Origin of the sequence: Aeromonas sobria, assembly GCF_006243315.1 — a bacterium.
GTDB lineage: Bacteria > Pseudomonadota > Gammaproteobacteria > Enterobacterales > Aeromonadaceae > Aeromonas > Aeromonas sobria_A.
The window spans coordinates 37,999-58,479 of the sequence record NZ_NKWE01000050.1 but is presented as its reverse complement, the minus strand read 5'-3'; the positions used below and the strand labels follow the sequence as shown (position 1 = coordinate 58,479).

Here is a 20,481-nt window from a genome sequence, read left to right as displayed (position 1 = left end):
CTGTTTCCTGTATCCGGGGATCACGCGAGAAGAGAGATAAGGGCGGTGGCTAAAATCAGCATCACGGCACCGCCAAGACGAGAGGAGATCTGGGCAAACGGCATCAGCTTCATCCGCTGGGCCGCCGAGAGCACCGCCACATCACCGGTGCCGCCCATGTTGGCCATGCAGAGTCCGCCGGTAATGGCCGCCTCGATGGGATAGAAACCGATTATCCGGCCCACCAGCGCCGCACCGAGGGCGCCACCAATTACGGTGACCATGACCAGCACGAAGTAGCTGATGGAGAAGGCGCTAATCAGCTCCGGAATACTGGTGTAAGCGACACCGATCCCCACCAGCAGGGAGGGGGTGAGGTTGCTCACCACAAACTGATACCAGTCGGCCGCCGCCTGCTCATAACGGCGCGGCAACAGGCCGCTCACCTTGATAAAGGCGACCGCCAGGATCATCAGGGCGAAGGGGTGCATGGGGATAAAGTTGCCGAGCAGGGAGCCCAGCACGAACATGCTGGAGCTGATAAAGAGCCCCATGCCGAGACTCTGCAGGGTCGGTGCTTCCACCTGCTCGTCAGCAAGGCTCTCGCCATTATCCTTGATCATCAGCTTGCCGTTGCCGGTCAGGGAGGGGTAACGGCGACCGAGCCGCGCCAGCAGGGAGCCCACCAGAATGGCCAGGGTATTGGCGATCACCACCGCTGGCACCATGCGCGATAGCAGGTCGGCGCTGGACATCTGCATCGGGCCGGAGAGGATCTCCACCAGGGGCACTGCCCCCGCCCCCATGCCACCGCCCATGATCGGCAGGCCGATCAACAGCACGGCATTCTTGAAGCCGTAACCCATCAGGGAGCCGACCAAGCCGACACTCAGCAAGGCCAATGTCACGCCGCCGAGGATCACCGGCAGATAGCGCATGGCGGCATTTTTCAGCAGAGCACTGCTCATGCCGAACACCGAACCGGTCACCAGACTGGCGATAAAGAAGTTGAGAAAGCCCCCCTCCTTCATGAAGTTGGTGATGACCAGCCCCGCCTGCACCGGCAGCAGCTGATATTCAAACAGGGCGGCGCCGCCAAAGATAGCGAGAATGGTGCCGCCCCCCAGATATTCGCGGATCGGCATGATCCGCTCACCCAGCTCGGTCAGCAGGGTGCCCAGCACGAACATCAGTGCCAGCGCACCGACCATGCCAAGGGGCAAGGAGCCATTCCAGCCGGAAAATAGAACGCAGGTCGCCAGCCCGAGAAATATAAAGAGCGGCATACCGGCAATTTGTTGGCCGCCCAGCAGGGCGGCCTTTTCTTGTGTGGTTTGTAGGGTCGAGAGGTTTTTCATTGTTATGTGCTCTGCGTGTGATTGTGGCTGCTACTTTATTGATCCCCATCGCCCCTGTCGGTTAGCCAGACTGCAAAGCCATATAAAAACATTAAAAACTTAAACATCATGGTGCCACCCCAGCTCGTAATCCAATACCCTGCAAATCACGGCAGCGATACCCGGCAAAGGGCTTGGGGGATAAATCGAGCGACGCGAATGACAGTCGTTTTATTGCAAAGGACTAATAGCGCCAGAATGAACGGGTTATGTTGACGCAATAACAGAGCCAGATGAAAAGCCTCGCGCCCATACCCTCCCATCACCCATCATGAGTGCCATTCAGCAGGTTTAACCATAAGCAGGTTTAACCATAGGAGCGAAGTGACGGTAACCGCTGGCTACACTGGGCTTTCAAGGCAAAGAGGGGGGCGCGGCGGCGGGAAGGCAGAGCAAACAGAGATAATTAAAATAACGATGAGTCAAGCCAGCGAACACCACAGCACTGGCTTGACTCAGAAGGCTTGCACACGATCAGCTCTATTCTGCCAATAACACAGGAATATTGGCGGGGTCAAAATCATGACTGATATCGGTACTTCTGACAGCGCCCTCCCGATTCACTCCATGATGTGACTCTGCACCATATTCCCCATCACTCAACAGCGTTTCAATTGCCAGATACACACATCCACTGTCATATCCATCCACAACCGGTTTCCCCTTATTTTATAACCCCATCAATATTAGCGGATAAAAAAAGCGCTGCTCGCTGAAGCTGAAAATTTCATGAAAATATCCGCCGGATATCCTCCATTCACGGCGCCATATCCGGCGCGATAAAAGAGCCATAAGCGGATCAGTGCCGCAAATAATATCAGGGGCTCGAATGCCACTTACCCGCCCCGACGAAAGATCCGACCAGAGACATGATCGTTATCACACTATTTACTTAGCCTGCTAAACAAGTAGAATGCTTAGCAGGCTAAGTACATTGAGGATGAGAAGATGACGGATCTGGAAAGGTTGCGCGAGCTGTCGCTCGCCGAGCAGATAGCGCGGATGCACCGGCTATGGCGTACTGCCGCCGATCTGGAGCTGGCCCCCCTTGGCCTCACCCATCCCCGCTGGACCGCGCTGTGGAAGCTCTCCCGCATGGGAAACCATGTCAGCCAGAAGACCCTGGCCGAGGCCCTCGAGATAGAGCTCCCCTCCCTGATGCGCACTCTGGGCCAGCTGGAAGAGCAGGGGCTGATCGAACGTCACTGCTGCAGTCAGGACAAGCGAGCCCGCATCGTCTGCGTGACCCCGGCTGGCCAGACCCTGCTCGATCAGATCGCCGACCGCATCATGAATATCCGCCGGGAGCTGCTGGGGGGCATCGACGAACAGACCCTGCAACTGTTTGAAGCCACGGTGCAGCGGATCTCGGCCAACGCCCTCAGCAAAATTGAACAGCACCACGACCGATAGGCCGGAGGCGATACAAGCCCTCCCGAGACCGATGCTACAGAGAGAATAAGATGACCCCGGATCAACAATTTACCCGCTGGATCAAATGGTCCATGGCAGGCTTTGCCGCCCTTTTTGCCTATTTTCTGATAGCCGACCTGCTGATGCCCCTCACCCCTCAGGCGATGGCGACCCGGGTGGTGACCAAGCTGGCCCCCCAGGTCAGCGGCAAGGTGATCGAGGTCGCCGTGCACAACAACCAGCAGGTCAAGAAAGGGGATCTGCTGTTTACGCTCGATCCCGAGCCCTTCGCACTGGCGGTGGAGCAAGCCCGCTTGGCCTTGGCACAGGCAGAGCAACAGAACAACGAGCTGGATGCGGCGCTGACCGCTGCCGTTGCCGACATCAACGCCAAAGAGACGCTGGCTAGCCAGAAGTGGCGCGAGGCTGAGCGCACCGATGCGCTGTTTCAACGCCACATGGTTTCGCTACAACAAAAAGATGAGACTGACAGCGCCCTGCGCAGCGCGCAGGCCAACCTGCGGGCCAGTCAGGCCAAACTGGCCCAGATCAAGGCCAGCCGTGGTGTGACCGGAGAGGACAACTTGTTGCTGCGCCAAGCCAGCAACAAGCTGGCGCAAGCGGAGCTGGCCCTCTCTTACAGCCGGGTACACGCGGATCAGGATGGCACCATTACCAACCTGCAGCTCAAGCCGGGCAGTATCGCCAGCGCTGGCAGCCCGCTGCTGGCGCTGGTATCGGAACAGGTGGATGTCATTGCCGATTTTCGGGAGAAGAGCCTGCGCCATGTCGGCGAGCACACCCGCGCCCTGGTCGCCTTCGATGGCGAGCCGGGTCAGCTCTATCCTGCCCGGGTGAGCAGTCTGGATGCCGGGGTGAGTGCCGGTCAGTTTGATGCCAATGGTCGGTTGGCCGCGCCGGTGGAGTCGGATCGCTGGGTTCGGGATGCCCAGCGGATGCGGCTGCACCTCGAGCTGGACCAGCTACCCGACCATCTGCCAGCCGGTGCGCGGGCCACGGTGCAACTGCTGCCGGATAATGCCCTGACCGCCATGCTGGCACGGGGCCAGATCCACCTGCTCAGCCTGCTGCACTATGTCTATTAAGCAAGTGTCTACTCATCACGCCACTCAGCCGTCGGCCAATACCGCCGCGGCCCACCCCAGCGGCGGGGCTGCCACCCACCTCTGGTATCGGCCCCTCACCGGCAACGAGCTGCGCCAGTGCCTGCGCATCGCCTTTGGCTGCACCACGGGCTTTCTGCTCTGCAAGCTGTTTGGCTGGAGTTACGGGGTCTTCTACACGGTCACACCGGTGCTGCTGCTGGGGATGGTGCCGGTGATGAATAGCCATGCCGCCCGCCAGCTGATCGCGGCGGCAGCGGTCTGTGGGGTGGAAGTCGGGCTGCTGGGGGGGCTGTTTGGCGGCCATCCGGCGCTGATGACCCCCATCGCCTTTCTGCTGTTTCTCTACCGCTTCGCCGCCATGTCGCGGGGCAGCCTGTTTCTGTTCGGGGCCAACGGGGTGCTGAGCCTCAGCATCATGCTGCACTTTGCCAGCTATCCGCAGACCGACCTCAACGATCTGATCCTCAACAATATCTGGGCGAATGTGCTGTCGGTGCTGATCGCCTATCTGATGACCATGCTGATCCCGGATGTGGAGGCCAGACCCAAGCCCGCCTCGGCCCCCAAGGCGCCGCACCGGATGCGCCATGAAGCCCTGCTGGGCGCCACTGTGGCCACCCTGTCGTTTCTGGTGTTTCAGGTGTTTGATCTGCGCGACTCCATGTCTGCTCAGGCCACCACCTTGCTGGTGCTGTTCCCCATGCACTGGAATGGTGCCCTCAGTTATGCCCGCAAACGGGCGATGGGCACCTTGCTGGGGGTCACCTTTGGCCTGCTCGGCCAGCTGGTGCTCTATGACTGGTCAGGGCAACTGCTGCTGGTCGCCCCGCTGCTGTGGCTCGGCGCCATGCTGTTCAGCCATGCCCACGTCAAGGAGGCGGGCGGCTCGGGGGTCGGCTTTGGTGCCCTCACCACCCTCGGCATCCTGTTTGGCCAATACCTCACCCCGGGTAACGATCTGGTGTTCAGCGCCCTCTACCGGGTGAGCAGCATCCTGTTTGCCATCGTGGTCACCCTGCTGGCCTGCTACCTCGCCCACCGGTTGCTCAACCGCTGCGAAGCGACCCGCTTTGGCTATTGATTTCCTGTTGTAAACACTATTGTCAGCCCATGGATGAGCTCGTTTTTGCCCCGTCGACTGCCGGGGCTTTTTTCTCTCCCTCGTTTACCTCCCTCACCAATCCTCCTGCCACCACAGGTCAGCGCAGAAGTGTGGCTATGCTTGTAAGGCTGCTGTCGATGAGGTGTACCTATGGTTCCGTTGTTAAAAAAATGGCTGGTTTGTCTGGTATTGCTGGCCACCAGCCCACTCGGGGCCGCCCCGCTGCTCATTGGTGCCGAAGATGACTGGGCCCCCTATTGCGAGCGCAACAAGGAGGATGGCCAGCCCCGCGGACTGACGCCGGAGCTGGTCAAGGCAGTGTTCGCAGCCGAAGGGATCGAGATTGTGTTTCGCACCCTCCCCTTCGCCCGCTGCATGCACGATGCAAAAAATGGCAAACTTGCGGGGTGCTTCAACGCCACCATCACCGAAGAGAACCGCTACCAGTACCACTGGCACGATACCCCCATGTTCGAGGAGGATCTCGCCATCTTCGCCCTTGCCAGCGACCCGCAACGGGATCTCAAGCTCACCTCGCTGGAGGGCAAGCGGGTGGGTATCACGCTCGGTTACACCTATCCCACCGATTTTATGGAGAACCCTAGGATCACCCGCTTTCAGGCCAAATCAGATGCCCAGATCCTCGAGATGCTGGTGCGTGGCCGGGTCGACTACATCCTGATGAACGGTATGCCGGGCTATCTCAAGATCCAGCAGAAGCTACTGACCGGCAAGGTGATCAAGGTTGGCAAGCTCTCCACCGATGGCTTCTGGCTCGCCTTCTCCCGCCACCATCCGCAAGGGGAAGCGCTGGCCAAACGGTTCGAACAGGGGTTGCAGAAGATCAAAAACAACGGCACCTATGAGTGGCTGGTGCGAGATTTTGAGGCCAAACTCGGACTCCATTGAACAGTTTTTATCCGGCGGTGGCGATATATGACGCTGCCCGCCCGAACCGTGCTACTGTGCCCCCTCACTTACCGGCTGCTTGCGCTCTGCACCTGATGACAGGCTTGTCATGCAAAAGAGTCACCCGCCTGGGCACCCCTTGCCCCCCTCTCATCCTCAACCTGACGTTGCCAGACCGGCTGTATTGACCCGATGCCATAAGGCGCATCTCCCCCCATCGCAGCTTGTTCTCACTGTTGCCATATGCGTTTCACTCTCTTTTATTGCGACAATGGTCAGCCCGACGGGAACCCGCTTCACGCCATCCGCCTGAAGCTGCCTGCTGTTTGGCGCTGCCCTGCCGCCAACACAGGACACACCGCCATGATTGCCTACTTCATTCTGGTTCATCGCTATCCCGGCCAGTTCAAGCGCCTGTTCAAGGCGATCTACCACGACAGTAATCACTACCTGATCCACGTCGATAAAAGCTCGGGCCCGGAGCTGCAGCAGGAGATCGCCGGCTTCCTCAGCGATTATCCCAATGCCTCGCTGCTCGCGAGCAAGAATGCGCTGTGGGGAGGATACAGTCTGGTGGATGCCGAATTGCGCGGCATAGCGGCACTGCTGAAGCAGGGGGTGGAATGGGAGTTCTTCATCAATCTGAGCGCCCAGGACTTTCCGCTGCGCACCCAGGAGCAGATCCACAGCTTCTTGCGCGACCACAGCGGCAAAGATTTCCTCAAAGTGCTCGATCAGCGCAAGCTGCGCCCCGATACCTTGCACCGCATCGATCACTATGTGACCGAGACTGAGCGGGAACTGATCTGTGAACAGGTCGCCACCCGCCCCTATCTGGAGGGAGTCATCCCCTACATTGGCAACCAGTGGATGATCCTGAGCCGCGCTTTCTGTGAATTTGTCAGCCACAGCCCCGAGGTGGATCGCTTCAAAACGTTCTATCAGAACACCCTGATCGCCGATGAAGGGTTCTTCCAGACCGTGATCATGAACACCAGCTATCAGGGCCGCATCGTCAACGACGACAAGCGGGCCATCGACTGGATCCCCATGGGAGACATCAAGCTAAGGCCGCGGGACTATCTGGCGGAAGATGCCACTGCGCTGCTGCAAAGCGATCATCTGTTCGCTCGCAAGTTCGATGAGACCATCGACAGCCAGATCCTCGACATTCTGGAAGGGGTGCTGGCCCAACCGGTGGCAAATACCCTCCGAGCCGAGCCTGCGCTGGCATGAGGTTCCGGACAACTACCGACGCAGACGCCAGAGCAGCCATTGCAGATCATCATCAAGCTGTTAGTCTCATGCTCGGATGACATAAATGGGACTGCAATCATGAAAAAAGCTCATATGATGACCATCGGCATGCTGGCGCTCGGGGGGCTCGCTGGCTGCAATCAGGGTAATTCCCTCTCCGTCACCGGTGGCGAGCCGGTCAGCTACCAGTGCGAGCAGGGCAAGAAGGTGCAGGTGCGCTACTTCTCCCTCTCCGACGAGAGCCTCGGCTTTATCAAGCTGTCGCTGCCCGATGGCAAAGATTACACCCTGCCCCAGGCCATCTCGGCCTCCGGTGCCCGCTATACGGACGAGCATGAGGCCGTCTGGTGGAACAAGGGGAGTGAGGGCTTTGTCGAGATGCGTGACAAAAACGGTGAGTGGCAGACCGTCTATCGTGACTGCAAGCAGCAATAAACGTGACCCCGGCCTGGCCGGGGTCTCTGTTTCGCTGGCATCAGAATGCCGGGGGGATCAGTTGATCTCGATGTCGAAGCGGTTGATCACCTCGACCGGAATGGCATCCGGGTTGCCCTCTGCCGGGCTATAGCGGATCCGCGAAAGGGTCGCCAGCGCGCTCTGCTCCAGCTCGCCGGGGGGATCTGCGGCCACCACTTCCGGCTTGATTGGCGTACCGTTGGAGTCGATCTGGTAACGCACTTCCACGAACCCCTTGACCGGTTTGGCAGGCAATACCGGTTGATCATCACCGAACCATGACCACTTATTTTCCTGAATCCAGTAGCTGGAAAGCTGCTCAAGGGGGATAACGATCGGAGCGCGCTCGCGCGCCACCTCCTGACGGGATGAGCACCCCAACAACAGTGTCACTGCCAGACCTGACCATACTGCGACTTTCCACTTCATATAACGCTCCCTGTTCTTTGCCGGCTCTTGTTGCCGGACTGCAGGGCGCTCAACTCGCGCCCCAATTGGTCAGTCACCCATCCTAACTAAAAAGTATTCGTATGAACATGAACAAAAGGGCCAACCCCGAGAGGTTGGCCCTTTTGTCGTCAATAAGCTCATTAGTCAGCCGGTGGCATCAGCCGCGCTTGTCGCTCACCACCAGCCAGAGCGCATGGACCATGCCCGGCAGACCGCCCAGCAGGGTCAGCACAATGTTGATTAAAAAGTGCAGGCTAAAACCCACTTGGATAAAAGCGCACACCGGGGGCAGGAAAATGGCCAGCAGGATCTTGAGCAGATTGTTCATCTCGGCTCTCCTCGTCAATGATGTCGTCGAAATAGGGATGGGCTAACCATAAACATCCCGGGCTTCAACTGCAAACCAGACAGGGGATCCGCTCACCCGTTTCACGCCAGCCATTGAGGTCGTGGATCTGCTGATTGCTGCTGCCACGCCAGAGCAGACCGGGGTCCGCCAGCGCTTTTTCAAACCGGCCATCCACCAGCACATCCAGCAAGGCAACCAGCTCGCGCTGGGCAGCGGAGAGCTCGCTGAGCCGGTAGCCGGTCCAGCACCAGATATCCTTGCCGGGACACTCGGCGCGCACCCGCTTCACCAGCGCCAGCACGTGGGGCACGTTGGCGGGATGGAGCGGATCGCCACCGGAGAGCGACAGACCTCGCCGTTTGATCCGCGTGTCATTGAGATCCGCAATGATGCGATTGCTCATCCCCTGATCGAATGGCTGGCCGCCATCGAGCCGCCAAGTGCTCTGGTTGTAGCAACCCGGGCACTGATGTTCGCAACCGGAGACAAACAGGGTGGCACGGGTGCCGGGGCCGTTGATCACATCGACCGGGTAGTATTGGTGGTAGTGCATCATCTCTCTCTATTACGGCCCCCTCATCCCCGCCCCTTCTCCCACTCTTTTTCAAGTGAGCAGGAGAAGGGAGCAAAGCAGCGCAAACAGCACATCGGCCGGTTCCCTCTCCCCTTGGGAGAGGGCTAGGGTGAGGGCACGGCTTACATATGTTTGACGCGGCGCTTCACTTCTTCCTGCTTGCCCGCATTGAAGGGGCGCGCATCCGGGCTGCCAAGATAGCCGCAGACACGGCGGGTTACCGACACCTTGGCGGGGTCGTGGTTGCCGCAGCGCGGGCAGGTAAAGCCCTTGGAAGTGCATTCGAACTCGCCGGTAAAGCCGCAGTCGTAGCACTCGTCGATGGGGGTGTTGGTACCGTAATAGGGCACCTTGTCATAGCTGTAGTCCCAGACGTTTTCGAGCGCTTCCAGGTTGTGCTGGATGTTGGGGTACTCGCCGTAGCAGATGAAGCCGCCGCTGGCGATGGGCGGATAGGGCGCCTCGAAGTCCAGCTTGTCGTACGGGTTGACCTGCTTCTCCACATCGAGGTGGAAGCTGTTGGTGTAGTAACCCTTGTCGGTCACGCCCGCCACCACACCAAACTCCTTGGCGTCGATGCGGCAGAAGCGGGTGCAGAGGTTCTCGCTCGGGGTGGAGTAGAGGCTGAAACCGTAGCCGGTCTCGTCCTTCCACGCATCGGTCGCCGCCTTGAGGCGCTCGATGATGGCGATCGCCTTTTGGCGCAGCATCTCACTATCAAACAGATGGGTGTCGCCGCCAAACAGGGCGTTGATGGTCTCGTGAACCCCGATATAACCCAGCGAAATGGAGGCGCGGCCGTTCTTGAAGATCTCGCTGACGTTGTCGTCTGCCTTCAGACGCACGCCACAGGCCCCTTCCATATAGAGGATCGGCGCAACCCGGGCCTTGACCCCGTCGAGGCGTTCAATGCGATACATCAGCGCCTTCTTGGCCACCCGCAGGGCGGCATCCAGACGATCCCAGAAGTCCGCTTCATCACGGGATTTCAAAGCGATACGCGGCAAGTTGAGGCTCACCACGCCAATGTTGTTGCGGCCTTCGTGGATCAGCTCGCCATTCTCCTCGTACGCGCCGAGGAAGGAGCGGCAGCCCATGGGGGTCTTGAAGGAGCCGGTCACTTTCACTACCTGATCGTAGTTGAGGATGTCCGGATACATCCGCTTGGAGGCACACTCCAGCGCCAGCTGCTTGATGTCGTAGTTGGGGTCCCCGACCTTATGGTTGAGGCCATCCTTGATGGCGAACACCAGTTTCGGGAACACCGCAGTTTTCTTGTTCTTACCCAGCCCGGCGATGCGGTTGCTGAGGATGGCGCGCTGGATCAGCCGCGACTCCCAGCAGTCGCCCAGGCCAAAGCCGAAGGTGACGAACGGGGTCTGACCGTTGGCGGTGTGCAGGGTGTTTACTTCGTACTCCAGCGACTGGAAGGCGTCGTAGCACTCTTTCTCGGTGCGGGCCATGGCGTAGGCGTCCACATCGGCAATGCCCCACTCTTCGGCCACTTCACGGTGCTTCTGCCAGCTGATGGTCACATAGGGTGCCAGCACTTCATCGATGCGATTGATGGTGGTGCCACCATAGATGTGGCTCGCCACCTGGGCGATGATCTGGGCAGTCACGGCGGTGGCGGTGCTGATCGATTTTGGGGTATCGATCTCCGCATTGCCCATTTTGAAGCCGTGAGTCAGCATCCCTTTCAGATCGATCAACATGCAGTTGAACATCGGGAAGAAGGGGGAGTAGTCGAGATCGTGGAAGTGCAGATCACCGCTCTCGTGGGCCTGAACCACATCACGGGGCAGCATGTGGCTGGTGGCATAGTGCTTGGCGACGATACCGGCCAGCAGGTCGCGCTGGGTCGGGATCACCTTGGAGTCTTTGTTGGCGTTCTCGTTGAGCAGGGCAGCATTGGTCTGCTCGACCAGACCACGGATCTCCTGCGCCAGACGACCGCGCGCCTCGCGGGCCTGATCACGATCGTGGCGATATTCGATATAGGCACGGGCGATGGCCTTGTCGTCGGACGCCATCAGGTGGTTTTCGACCCGGTTCTGGATCTCGTGGATATCGACTTCACCACGCCCTTCCAGCTCCTGACTGACCGCGCTTGAGATACGCTGTGCCAGAGCTGAACTGGCCTGATTGACCGCTTCCGCCGCACGGCTGACCGCCTCTGCAATCAGCTGGGCATTGAATGGTGCGCGACATCCGTCACGTTTGATCACAACCGGTTTCATCGAATTTCCCCGTTAAAAGGCCAGGCAATCTGCCCTTGGCTCACCCTTGTTAGGCCCCCCTCCCGGCGTCTCATCCTGGACACAAATAAATTCAGCCGAGGCTTGACAAACCCGGGCTGAAGATAGGAAGGGAACAGCTTATGCACAGCTTAATAACACAACATATAGGGATTAAAAACGAATGCATGCCCATATGTGGTGTCTATTAGGCACCAAAGCGCGTCCTCATTTCTTGATCCAGAACAGGTTTTTCAGCTAGCGGGACAGTTCACGACCAACCACAACAAGCTCCAAATAAACCCAAAATCAGGCGTAGTGCGGGCTGGCGTCCGATCCTGATACCTGAAAATAAATCGCGGCTCGCCGCACCGATTTCAAGATGACAGTGCCAGTCAAAACCACACATACTGAGCAGGCACACACTATCTCTTGATACCGGAGCCTTTATGCTCAAGTCGCTGCTGTTATTGCTGCTGACCAGCCTATCTTTACCGCTCTATGCCGCCCATATTCTGGTGATCAGCAGTTACCATCCCGAATTCCTGTGGGACCAGAGCTACAACAAAGGCTTGCTCGATGGATTAGATGGGGAACACCAGATTTCTCACTTCTATATGGATACCAAACGCTATTCGCGGGAGGAGTTCGACGACATCGCCCAACGGGCCATCGCCTTCTATCTCAAGAGCAAACCGGATCTGGTGGTGCTGGGGGATGACAACGCCATCAACTATCTGGCCAATGAGATCGCCGCCCTCGGGACGCCAGTGGTCTTTCTCGGCATGAACGAGAATCCCCGCCTCAAGGGCTTTGTCGGCCATCCCAAGATCACCGGGGTACTGGAGCGGCCCCTGCTCAAACGCAACATCAGCGAGATAAGCCAGCTGATGGGGGGGCTCGACAAGGCGCTGGTGCTGTTTGATTCCAGCAATGTCGCGCTCACTGCCATCGAGGATGAATTCAAAACCCAGACCCAGCTGCGGGTTGGCCAAACCCTGATCAATAGTCAGCTGATCGGCGACTACAGCCTCTGGCAAGAGGCGGTGCTCAACGCCAAGAAGAACGGCTATCAGGCCATTTTCCTCGGCCTCTACCACACGCTGGTCGATGCGCAGGGCCAGCATGTCAGCGAACAGACGGTGCTGGCGTGGACCAGCGCCAACAGCCCGCTGCCACTGTTCTGTTTCTGGGAGTTTAGTGTCGGCAAGGGGATGGCTATCGGTGGACTGGTGCTGGACGGTAACGATCAGGGGCATCAGGCTGCGGCCCTGATCAACAGCATACTGGCAGGCACCCTGCCCCGCACCCTCTCCCCCCGCGCAGCACTGCGCGGCGAGTATGTCTTCAGCAAGAGCGAACTGGCCCGCTGGCAGCTCACCGTGCCCGACAAATGGCGCCACAAGATCCTCTGGCGTGAGTGACCGCCCAAACAAAAAAGAGAACCCGGCCATGCCGGGTTCTCTTTTATCGGGTGTTGCGGTCAGCAGGCTTGGTGAGGGCTATTCAGCCCTGCAACGCCTGCTGCAGCTCCTCTTCGGTCCAGATGGTGATGCCGAGCTCCTGAGCCTTGATCAGCTTGGAACCGGCGGCTTCCCCCGCTACCAGCACATCGGTCTTGGCAGATACCGAACCCGCCACCTTGGCACCCAGCGCCTGCAGGGCCGCCTTGGCATCGTTGCGAGAGAGGATGGTCAAGGTACCGGTCAGCACAAAGGTCTTGCCAGCAAAGGGCTGCTCGCTTGCCTCTTTCTGCTCGATCACTGGCCACTGGATGCCTGCGGCCAGCAAGGCCTCCAGCACCTCCACGTTGTGGGGTTGGCGCAAGAAGTAGTAAACATGCTTGGCTACCACGTCCCCCACATCGGCGACCGTTAGCAGCAGCTCTACCGAAGCGGCGCGCAGGGCATCCAGGGTGAGGAAGTGATTGGCCAGATTAAGCGCGGTCGCCTCCCCCACCTCGCGGATCCCCAAGGCAAACAGGAAGCGCGGCAGGGTGGTACTGCGCGCCTTGTCGATAGCCGCCACCAGATTGAGGGCCGATTTTTGCCCCATCCGTTCAAGACCGGCCAGCTGGATGGCGTTGAGGCTGAACAGATCGGCCGGGGTCTTCACCAGTTCCTTGTCCACCAATTGATCGACAATCTTGTCGCCGAGGCCATCCACATCCATGGCACGGCGCGCCGCGAAGTGCTTGAGGGCCGCCGCACGCTGCGCCTCGCAGAACAGGCCGCCTGAGCAGCGGGCAACCGCTTCCCCTTCCAGCCGCTCCACCGCAGAGCCACAAACCGGACACTCGGTCGGGAACAGGATCGCGCGAGCGTCGCTTGGGCGCTGCGCCTCTACCACGGCGACGATCTGCGGGATCACATCCCCGGCACGCCGCACGATCACGGTATCGCCGATCATCACGCCAAGGCGTTCAATCTCGTCGGCATTATGCAGGGTGGCGTTGGAAACGGTGACGCCGCCGACAAACACAGGTTTGAGCTTGGCCACCGGGGTTACGGCGCCGGTCCTGCCGACCTGAAACTCGACGTTCTCCAGCTCCGTCATCTCCTCCTGGGCAGGGAACTTGTGGGCGGTAGCCCAGCGTGGGGCGCGGGCGACAAAGCCCAGCTCCTCTTGCAGGGCGATAGCATCCACCTTGTAGACCACCCCATCGATCTCATAGGGCAGCTCGTCACGGCGGGCCAGAATGTCGTCGTGGAACGCCTGACAACCGGCAGCCCCCTCTTTGAGCTTCACCTCAAGGCTGAGTGGCAGCCCCCACTCTTTGAGCTGATTGAGACGACCGAAGTGGGAATCTCCCAGCTGATCGCCACCCACGCCGACCCCGTAGGCATAAAAGCTCAGGGGACGGCTGGCGGTAATGCGCGAATCGAGCTGACGCAGGCTGCCAGCAGCCGCGTTACGCGGGTTGACGAACACCTTCTCACCAGCAGCCAGCGCCTTGGCATTCATCGCTTCAAAACCCGCCTTGGGCATAACGACTTCGCCACGCACTTCCAGCCGGGCAGGCCAGCCAGTGCCACGCAAGACCAGCGGGATCGCCTTGATGGTACGCACGTTTTCGGTGATCTCCTCACCGGTAGCGCCATCACCCCGGGTGGCAGCCTGCACCAGCTGACCATCCACATAGAGCAGGCTTACCGCCAGACCATCTAGCTTGGGTTCGCAGCAGAAGGTGAAGCGCACCTCACGCTTGAGGCGATCGCTCATCCGCTGCTCGAACGCCTGCAGCTCTTCGCTGCTAAATACGTTGTCCAGACTCAGCATGGGGATCTCGTGGCGCACCTGACTAAAGGCCGTCAGCGGCTGGCCACCGACCCGCACGCTGGGTGATGCCGGGGTTTTCAGCTCGGGGTGGGCCGCTTCCAGTTCAAGCAGTTCGCGCATCAGGCGATCGTATTCGGCATCCGGTACTGTGGGGTTATCCAGCACATAGTACTGATGACCATATTCGGTAAGCAGTTCACACAATTGACGGTGGCGGGAGAGGGTTTCGCTCATGGAGAAGTCTCGAGGTGTGATTGAAAATCCAGCCAGGGGTAGAAATAAAAATGCGGCACCTGGGTACCGCACTTTTTATTCATTCGACCCGCATGGCGTATTAGTCGCGACTGGCCTCATAGGTAGCCAGTTCGTGACGGTAGCGGGCGATGGTCTCATCGCTCAACGGGCTACGATGCATATCCGTCAGCATGGCATCGAGATCGCTGGCCAGCTGGTCAGCCGCCTGCAGCATATCTTCGAACGCAAAGGCGGTATTGCTACGCAGCGGCAGTTGCATGAACAGCGACACACCTGGGGTAGTAAACTGCTCCATCCGGTACGGGTTGAAAGTGCCCGGCTTGACCATATTGATCATCGAGAAAAGCACTTCGCCCTTGCCATTGGGATCTTCGTGACGGTGGAAAATATCCATCTCGCCGAATTTGAAGCCCAACGCCATCAAAGAGGCCAACAGGGTTGCCCCTTGCAGATCATGACCCGGACGGCCCATCAGGTTGATGACATAGACATCCTGCCAAATCTTCTCAACCGGTTGCGGCGCCAGTCGCGGCTCTTCGACCATGGGAACAGGAGCCACATAAACCGGCTCTTCATATACCGGCTCAGGCGCCACATAACGGGGCTGCGGCTGATATTGCGGCTCGGGGGCACGGACCGGTTCTGCACGCACAGTTTCGCTGCGCACACTATCGGTACGGGCAGTCTCGCTACGGACAGTCTCGGCTCTGGCGGCCTCGCTACGAACCCCAAAGGTCGGCGCGGTAGCATAAGCAGGCTCGACCAGCGGTTCATCATCCAGTGACTGGATCATCGGCTCGCGCTGGGGACGAGTGCGGTGTACCGGGGTGCGGCGGATCACCTGAGCGGGCTTGCGCACCGGGGCTGCAGGCACCTCGTCGGCAAGCTCTGGCAGAGGATCGTCAAATTCGTCCTCTTCTTCCTGATAGACAGGGGGCGGCGGAACCGGACGGGCAGCAGGCTTGCGAAGCACTGGCGGCGGCAGATCCTCTTCCTCGTCTTCATCATCAAACGCAGGAACAGTGGCACGACGAGCGAGTTCCGGCTGGCGGTTCTCTTCGCTGTGCAATTTGGGTTCGGCACGACGGCCAGCAGCGACCACGCGCACCTGGCCGATGCCATCGCTGTCGAAGCTGTCGTTATCACGATCCCGCGATTTCGAGTCCATTCGTCCGGCCGGTTTCTCTTTGATCGGCGCCTGACGATTCTTTTTGTTGCTCCACAACCCGTGAATGAGCAATGCCGCAATAGCAATACCGCCCAGGGCAACCAAGATGTAACGCAATTCCTGCATTAGCTGCTTCTCTTTCTAGTTTTGCTCAGCCAAAGCGACGGCGGCACCAATATCGACCGACACAATGCGAGAAACCCCGGGCTCTTGCATCGTGACGCCAACCAGCTGCTCAGCCATCTCCATGGAGACCTTATTATGACTGATGTAAACGAACTGTACTGTGCTCGACATCTCTTTGACAAGAGAACAGAAGCGACCGACGTTCACTTCATCGAGCGGTGCATCCACCTCATCCAGCAAACAAAATGGTGCTGGGTTGAGTCTGAAGATGGCAAAAACCAGCGCAAGCGCGGTTAACGCCTTCTCCCCCCCGGAAAGCAGGGCAATGGTAGCATTCTTCTTACCCGGAGGTCTCGCCATGATGCTCACTCCGGCCTCCAAAAGATCATCGGAGGTCAACTCAAGCCAGGCACTGCCCCCACCGAACACTTTCGGAAACAGGGATTTTAAATCTTCGTTGACCTTATCGAAAGTATCCCGGAACCGTATTTGTGTCTCTTTATCAATTCTTTTAATGGCTTGGCTCAGTGTTTCCAACGCTTGTTCGAGATCCTGACACTGGTTTTCCAGGTAAGTCGCCCGGGTTTTCGCCTCTTCATACTCCGCCAGCGCCGCCAAATTGATGGCGCCAAGTGCCTCCACTTGCGCCTCCAGAGTCTGGATCTCCTGCCGCAATTTTCCCCGATCGGCGGCAATCAGTACCGCCTGTTCGAGATCCACCAGCCGGACGCCCAGCTCTTCAAACTGTTCGTGCAGCCCTTGCCGACGGGTGAGGTTGCGTTCTCGCTCCAAACGCAGGGTCGCCAGCTTCTCCTGCAGGGTCACCAGCTGCTTGTGATCGGCACTTCTGGCCTGCTCCAGCTCGCTCAGCTGACGCTCCAACTCGGTCAAGCGTTGCTGGCAAGCCAGTTGCAGCGCTTCCAGGCTGCGTTGATCTGCCAGCAACGGGCCCAGATCAGGCCCTGCATCACTCGCAGGCCCCTTGAGCCCGGCCAGATCCAGCCCAAGCCTTGCCAGCTCCTCTTGGCCCAAGGTGAGCAACTGGCGCAAGTTAACCAGCTCCAGCTGCAAACGCTGGCTGGCAGCCTGTTGCTGTTCGCGGCGCAAACGCGCCTCCTCCACCGCCCGCTCGCAGCGGGTCAGCCGCTCCTGGGCGGCCTGCAACCCTTGGATCAGCGGTTCCCCCTGCTCCTGCAACTCGGCAAGGCGCGCCTCATCAAGTTCCAGTTGTTCATGGGCGCTGGCCAGCCGCGCTGCCTCCTCGGCCTGTTCCTGATCGAGCCGGATCAGCTCTTCGCCGAGCTGGCCCAGCCGCTGCAACCGCTCCTGCCGCTGGCCTTGTTGCAGGCTCCAGGCTTCCCGCAGTTGTTGCCATTTTTGCTCCTGCTCGCGCAGGGTTCGCTGCGACAATTCCTGGGCGCTGGCGTGTTGCGCGCGCCAAGCATCGGCTGCGACAAGTTGCTCAGCCAGTTGCGCCAGCCCCGCGGCAACGCGCTCCTGCTCGGTATGCAACCGCTCACGCTCCCCCAGCAGTGCCATGGTGCCGAGCGCAGCGCCCTGCCCCAGATCTGCCCAGTTGGGACCGAACCAGTCGCCCGCACTGGTCAGCAGTGACTCACCGGCGGCCAGGGTATGCTGGCGGGCCAATGCGGCCTCGCGGCTTTCGACCAGCCAGATGGCATTGAGGAAGGCGGGAATGTGCTCGCCGCCCAGTTGCGCCGCCAGGGTGCCTGCAATCGCCGGTTGCGCCGGGCCAATCCAGAGACCTTCTTGAGCCAGATTGCACTCGTCAGCAGGGTTGGCGGTCAGCCAGCGGCCAAGCACCTTATCGAGCGCCGGTGCCCACTCGGGGGCAACCTGCAGCCGATCGGCCAGGGTCGCCCCCTCCATCTGCTCGCCGAGGATCTGATCCAGCGTCCCCTGCCGCGCCTGCAGCTCCCGTTGCAGGCCTAGCTGCTGGCCATGCTGCTGCTTGAGTTGCTCATGGGCTTCGACGGCCAAGGCCAGCTGCTCGGTCAACTCGCCAGTGGCAGCCCGCGTCAGCTCCAACTCACCACTCAGTGCATCGAGGGCCGGTTGCAGATCGTTGGCCTCAGCACCAAGGGGGCCGGAGCGTTCATCTTCCAGTTTGAGACGGGCCAGCCGGGTCTTGGCTTGCAGCTCCTGCAGACCCCCCAACCGGGCACGAGTCTGGTTGAGTTGGCCCTGTAACAGGGTCACCTGCTGCTGCCACTGCTGCTGGCATTGGCGGGCCTGCTCCAGTCCCTCGCTGGCCTGCTGGCGGGTCTCCTGCTGTTCGGTGAGCAACTGCTCACACTGCTCCAGCCGGGCGTCTTCCTGCTCGCCGCGCAATACCCCTTCGGTCAGCTGATCCTGCTGGCTGGCAAGCTGCGCCTTGCGGGTGGCGATCCGCTCGCCCAGCGCCTGTGTGCGGGCCTGCCAGTCACGCCCCAGTTCGCTCTGGTGCAGTTGCTGTTGTTCCAGCCGGGCGATGGCCTGCCCGCCGAGAAAGATCTGTTGCTGGCGACTCGCCTGCTCGGCTTGCGCCTCTTGTCTGGCTACCGACAGGGTGACGTGACGCCCCTCGTCGGTGGTGCGCTTGGCATCCAATGCGGCCAACGCCTGCTCGGCCTCTGCCAGCTCGGCTTTCGCCTCGCCCAGACGGGTTTCCAGCGCCCACAACTCGGAGCCTATAAGCTCGGCGCGCGCGGCGCGCGAACGGCTCTTGAGCTGCTTATAGCGCTCGGCCGTTTCGGCCTGGGATTTAAGGTGATCGAGACGAGCACCCAGCTCACCGCGAATATCGCCGAGCCGCTCCAGATTCTCGCGAGTGTGGCGAATCCGCTGCTCGGTTTCGCGGCGTCGCTCCTTGTAGCGAGAGACGCCAGCCGCCTCTTCCATAAAGAGCTTGAGGTCGGCAGGGCGCGACTCCACCAGCCGGCTCACTGTGCCCTGCTCGATGATGGCGTAGCTGCGGGGGCCAAGACCTGTGCCAAGGAAGAGGTCGGTCACATCCTTGCGGCGGCACTTCTGGCCGTTGATTTGGTAATAGTTGGAGCCGTCGCGCAGCACTTCGCGGCGCACCGAAATTTCGGTAAAACGGCCAAATTCACCGGGGACCCGGTTATGGGGATTGTCGAACACCAGTTCGACCGAGGCGCGACCATGGGGGCTGCGATTGATGGAGCCATTGAAGATGACATCGGTCATGTTCTCGCCACGCAGATGGCGGGCAGAGCTCTCTCCCAGCACCCAGCGCACCGCATCGATCACGTTGGATTTGCCACAGCCGTTAGGGCCCACCACGGCAGTCATGTCTGCCGATAATTCAATGCGGGTCGGCTCGACGAACGACTTGAAGCCGGCGAGTTTGATCAGTTTCAGACGCATGGCGACCTGTATCAGTGGCGAAATAAAAGGAAGGCGGGCAGGCGACTTTACCAAATCAAAGGGATGTTTGTAATATGCTGGCTGTTCTCCCATGCATAGATGGAGCTCACATGAGCCAATCCCCCCATATGGTCAAAGAGTCAATCAGTGGTGCAGACTACTTCCTGCGCGGTTTTTCCCTGATCCGCCAACCGGGCATCCGCACCTTCGTGTTGATCCCGCTGTTAGTCAACTTCGTGCTGTTTGCCGGGGCCTTCTATGCCCTCCTGTTGCAACTTGACGGCCTGTTCGCCTGGATCCATCAGCAGATCCCGGCCTGGCTAGACTGGCTCGATTACCTGCTGTGGCCCATCGCGCTCATCACCATACTGGTGGTCTTCTCGTTTATCTTCAGTTCGGTTACCAACTGGATCGCCGCCCCGTTCAACGGCCTGCTGGCGGAAAAAGTGGAGCAGATCCTCACCGGCCAGCCTGCCAATGACAGCGGCATGCTGGATATCGTCAAGGATGTGCCGCGTACCTTCGGCCGCGAATGGACCAAGCTGAAGTATTACCTGCCCAAGGCCATCGGCTGCCTGATCCTGTTTTTCATCCCGGTGGTCGGCCAGACCCTGGCACCGGTGCTCTGGTTCCTGTTCAGTGCCTGGATGATGGCAATCCAGTATGTGGATTATCCGTTCGACAACCACAAGATCGACTTCATCACCATGCGTGATGCCTTGAAGCAGCGCCGTGGCAAGAGCCTGAGCTTCGGCGCCCTGGTCACCCTCTTCTCCGCCATTCCGGTGGTCAACCTGTTTGTGATGCCCGTCGCTATCTGTGGCGCTACCGCCATGTGGGTCGATCACTACCGTCAGGAGCAGTTGGGGCGCTAACCCTTGAACATTGATTAGAAAAAGGCACCCGAAACGGTGCCTTTTTACTATTTAGCATGAATTAAATTCATGTATAGGTTGGATTACTTGTCCCATATAACCCGAGTAGGTAGGATACGGGCCTTTCTCGTACCCTGG

16 protein-coding genes are annotated in these 20,481 nt (G+C 59.5%); 8 read left to right on the top strand and 8 right to left on the bottom strand.

Annotated elements, in window-relative coordinates; all coding sequences use genetic code 11:
• Positions 1 to 20 precede the first annotated feature (20 nt).
• Entirely contained in the window at positions 21 to 1,337 is a 1,317-nt protein-coding gene (locus CF137_RS17225) for a 2-hydroxycarboxylate transporter family protein (RefSeq protein WP_139720584.1), read from the bottom strand.
• A 987-nt stretch (positions 1,338 to 2,324) separates the two neighbouring features.
• Here CF137_RS17225 and CF137_RS17220 point away from each other — a divergent pair.
• From CF137_RS17220 to CF137_RS17195, 6 genes are all read left to right on the top strand, one after another.
• Positions 2,325 to 2,789 (top strand): MarR family transcriptional regulator, encoded by a 465-nt coding sequence (locus CF137_RS17220; protein ID WP_101319129.1) that lies wholly within the window; start codon positions 2,325 to 2,327, stop codon positions 2,787 to 2,789.
• Positions 2,790 to 2,839: 50 nt separating this feature from the next.
• Positions 2,840 to 3,895: an HlyD family secretion protein gene (locus CF137_RS17215; protein WP_139720581.1), complete on the top strand. Its 1,056-nt coding sequence runs from the start codon at positions 2,840 to 2,842 to the stop codon at positions 3,893 to 3,895.
• 4 nt (positions 3,896 to 3,899) lie between these two features.
• On the top strand, positions 3,900 to 4,997 hold the full coding sequence (locus CF137_RS17210; protein ID WP_204787381.1) for a DUF2955 domain-containing protein: 1,098 nt from the start codon (positions 3,900 to 3,902) through the stop codon (positions 4,995 to 4,997).
• Between the two features lie 171 nt (positions 4,998 to 5,168).
• Positions 5,169 to 5,927, top strand: coding sequence for a substrate-binding periplasmic protein (locus tag CF137_RS17205; protein WP_139720579.1), 759 nt, complete (start codon positions 5,169 to 5,171; stop codon positions 5,925 to 5,927).
• Positions 5,928 to 6,290: 363 nt separating this feature from the next.
• Entirely contained in the window at positions 6,291 to 7,163 is an 873-nt protein-coding gene (locus CF137_RS17200) for a beta-1,6-N-acetylglucosaminyltransferase (RefSeq protein WP_139720577.1), read from the top strand.
• A 99-nt stretch (positions 7,164 to 7,262) separates the two neighbouring features.
• Positions 7,263 to 7,619 carry an MliC family protein gene (locus tag CF137_RS17195; RefSeq protein ID WP_139720574.1) on the top strand — a complete coding sequence of 119 codons (357 nt, stop codon included), beginning with the start codon at positions 7,263 to 7,265 and terminating at the stop codon, positions 7,617 to 7,619.
• A gap of 57 nt (positions 7,620 to 7,676) precedes the next feature.
• Here CF137_RS17195 and CF137_RS17190 read toward each other — a convergent pair whose 3' ends face one another.
• The 4 genes from CF137_RS17190 to nrdD form a co-directional block, all read right to left on the bottom strand.
• Positions 7,677 to 8,069: a TonB family protein gene (locus CF137_RS17190; protein WP_139720571.1), complete on the bottom strand. Its 393-nt coding sequence runs from the start codon at positions 8,067 to 8,069 to the stop codon at positions 7,677 to 7,679.
• A 178-nt stretch (positions 8,070 to 8,247) separates the two neighbouring features.
• A complete protein-coding gene (locus CF137_RS17185; protein WP_005343870.1) occupies positions 8,248 to 8,418 on the bottom strand; it encodes a YqaE/Pmp3 family membrane protein in 171 nt (56 codons plus the stop codon).
• 64 nt (positions 8,419 to 8,482) lie between these two features.
• Positions 8,483 to 8,992 carry an anaerobic ribonucleoside-triphosphate reductase-activating protein gene (gene nrdG, locus CF137_RS17180; protein ID WP_139720616.1) on the bottom strand — a complete coding sequence of 170 codons (510 nt, stop codon included), beginning with the start codon at positions 8,990 to 8,992 and terminating at the stop codon, positions 8,483 to 8,485.
• A 143-nt stretch (positions 8,993 to 9,135) separates the two neighbouring features.
• On the bottom strand, positions 9,136 to 11,253 hold the full coding sequence (nrdD, locus tag CF137_RS17175) for an anaerobic ribonucleoside-triphosphate reductase (protein ID WP_139720568.1): 2,118 nt from the start codon (positions 11,251 to 11,253) through the stop codon (positions 9,136 to 9,138).
• 446 nt (positions 11,254 to 11,699) lie between these two features.
• Here nrdD and CF137_RS17170 point away from each other — a divergent pair, with 446 nt between their 5' ends.
• On the top strand, positions 11,700 to 12,674 hold the full coding sequence (locus tag CF137_RS17170; protein WP_139720565.1) for an ABC transporter substrate-binding protein: 975 nt from the start codon (positions 11,700 to 11,702) through the stop codon (positions 12,672 to 12,674).
• A gap of 82 nt (positions 12,675 to 12,756) precedes the next feature.
• Here the strand turns inward: CF137_RS17170 and ligA are convergent, their stop codons facing one another.
• The 3 genes from ligA to CF137_RS17155 form a co-directional block, all read right to left on the bottom strand.
• Positions 12,757 to 14,763 (bottom strand): NAD-dependent DNA ligase LigA, encoded by a 2,007-nt coding sequence (ligA, locus tag CF137_RS17165; RefSeq protein ID WP_139720562.1) that lies wholly within the window; start codon positions 14,761 to 14,763, stop codon positions 12,757 to 12,759.
• Positions 14,764 to 14,863: 100 nt separating this feature from the next.
• The gene (gene zipA, locus CF137_RS17160) at positions 14,864 to 16,078 is read right to left on the bottom strand and encodes a cell division protein ZipA (protein WP_139720560.1); all 1,215 of its coding nucleotides are present in this window, start codon (positions 16,076 to 16,078) and stop codon (positions 14,864 to 14,866) included.
• Positions 16,079 to 16,093: 15 nt separating this feature from the next.
• Positions 16,094 to 19,468, bottom strand: a complete 3,375-nt coding sequence (locus CF137_RS17155; RefSeq protein WP_139720557.1) for an AAA family ATPase — start codon at positions 19,466 to 19,468, stop codon at positions 16,094 to 16,096.
• A gap of 110 nt (positions 19,469 to 19,578) precedes the next feature.
• Between CF137_RS17155 and cysZ the strand changes: the two genes are divergently transcribed.
• Entirely contained in the window at positions 19,579 to 20,343 is a 765-nt protein-coding gene (gene cysZ / locus CF137_RS17150) for a sulfate transporter CysZ (protein ID WP_042020093.1), read from the top strand.
• Positions 20,344 to 20,481 lie beyond the last annotated feature (138 nt).

What these genes read in the sequence shown, in the direction of transcription:
- CF137_RS17215 (WP_139720581.1), top strand. Translation starts at nt 2,840, where the DNA reads ATGACCCCGGATCAACAATTTACCCGCTGGATCAAATGGTCCATGGCA.
- CF137_RS17195 (WP_139720574.1), top strand. Translation starts at nt 7,263, where the DNA reads ATGAAAAAAGCTCATATGATGACCATCGGCATGCTGGCGCTCGGGGGG.
- CF137_RS17200 (WP_139720577.1), top strand. Translation starts at nt 6,291, where the DNA reads ATGATTGCCTACTTCATTCTGGTTCATCGCTATCCCGGCCAGTTCAAG.
- cysZ (WP_042020093.1), top strand. Translation starts at nt 19,579, where the DNA reads ATGAGCCAATCCCCCCATATGGTCAAAGAGTCAATCAGTGGTGCAGAC.
- nrdG (WP_139720616.1), bottom strand. Translation starts at nt 8,992, where the DNA reads ATGCACTACCACCAATACTACCCGGTCGATGTGATCAACGGCCCCGGC.
- nrdD (WP_139720568.1), bottom strand. Translation starts at nt 11,253, where the DNA reads ATGAAACCGGTTGTGATCAAACGTGACGGATGTCGCGCACCATTCAAT.
- ligA (WP_139720562.1), bottom strand. Translation starts at nt 14,763, where the DNA reads ATGAGCGAAACCCTCTCCCGCCACCGTCAATTGTGTGAACTGCTTACC.
- CF137_RS17190 (WP_139720571.1), bottom strand. Translation starts at nt 8,069, where the DNA reads ATGAAGTGGAAAGTCGCAGTATGGTCAGGTCTGGCAGTGACACTGTTG.
- CF137_RS17185 (WP_005343870.1), bottom strand. Translation starts at nt 8,418, where the DNA reads ATGAACAATCTGCTCAAGATCCTGCTGGCCATTTTCCTGCCCCCGGTG.
- CF137_RS17155 (WP_139720557.1), bottom strand. Translation starts at nt 19,468, where the DNA reads ATGCGTCTGAAACTGATCAAACTCGCCGGCTTCAAGTCGTTCGTCGAG.
- CF137_RS17220 (WP_101319129.1), top strand. Translation starts at nt 2,325, where the DNA reads ATGACGGATCTGGAAAGGTTGCGCGAGCTGTCGCTCGCCGAGCAGATA.
- CF137_RS17225 (WP_139720584.1), bottom strand. Translation starts at nt 1,337, where the DNA reads ATGAAAAACCTCTCGACCCTACAAACCACACAAGAAAAGGCCGCCCTG.
- zipA (WP_139720560.1), bottom strand. Translation starts at nt 16,078, where the DNA reads ATGCAGGAATTGCGTTACATCTTGGTTGCCCTGGGCGGTATTGCTATT.
- CF137_RS17205 (WP_139720579.1), top strand. Translation starts at nt 5,169, where the DNA reads ATGGTTCCGTTGTTAAAAAAATGGCTGGTTTGTCTGGTATTGCTGGCC.
- CF137_RS17170 (WP_139720565.1), top strand. Translation starts at nt 11,700, where the DNA reads ATGCTCAAGTCGCTGCTGTTATTGCTGCTGACCAGCCTATCTTTACCG.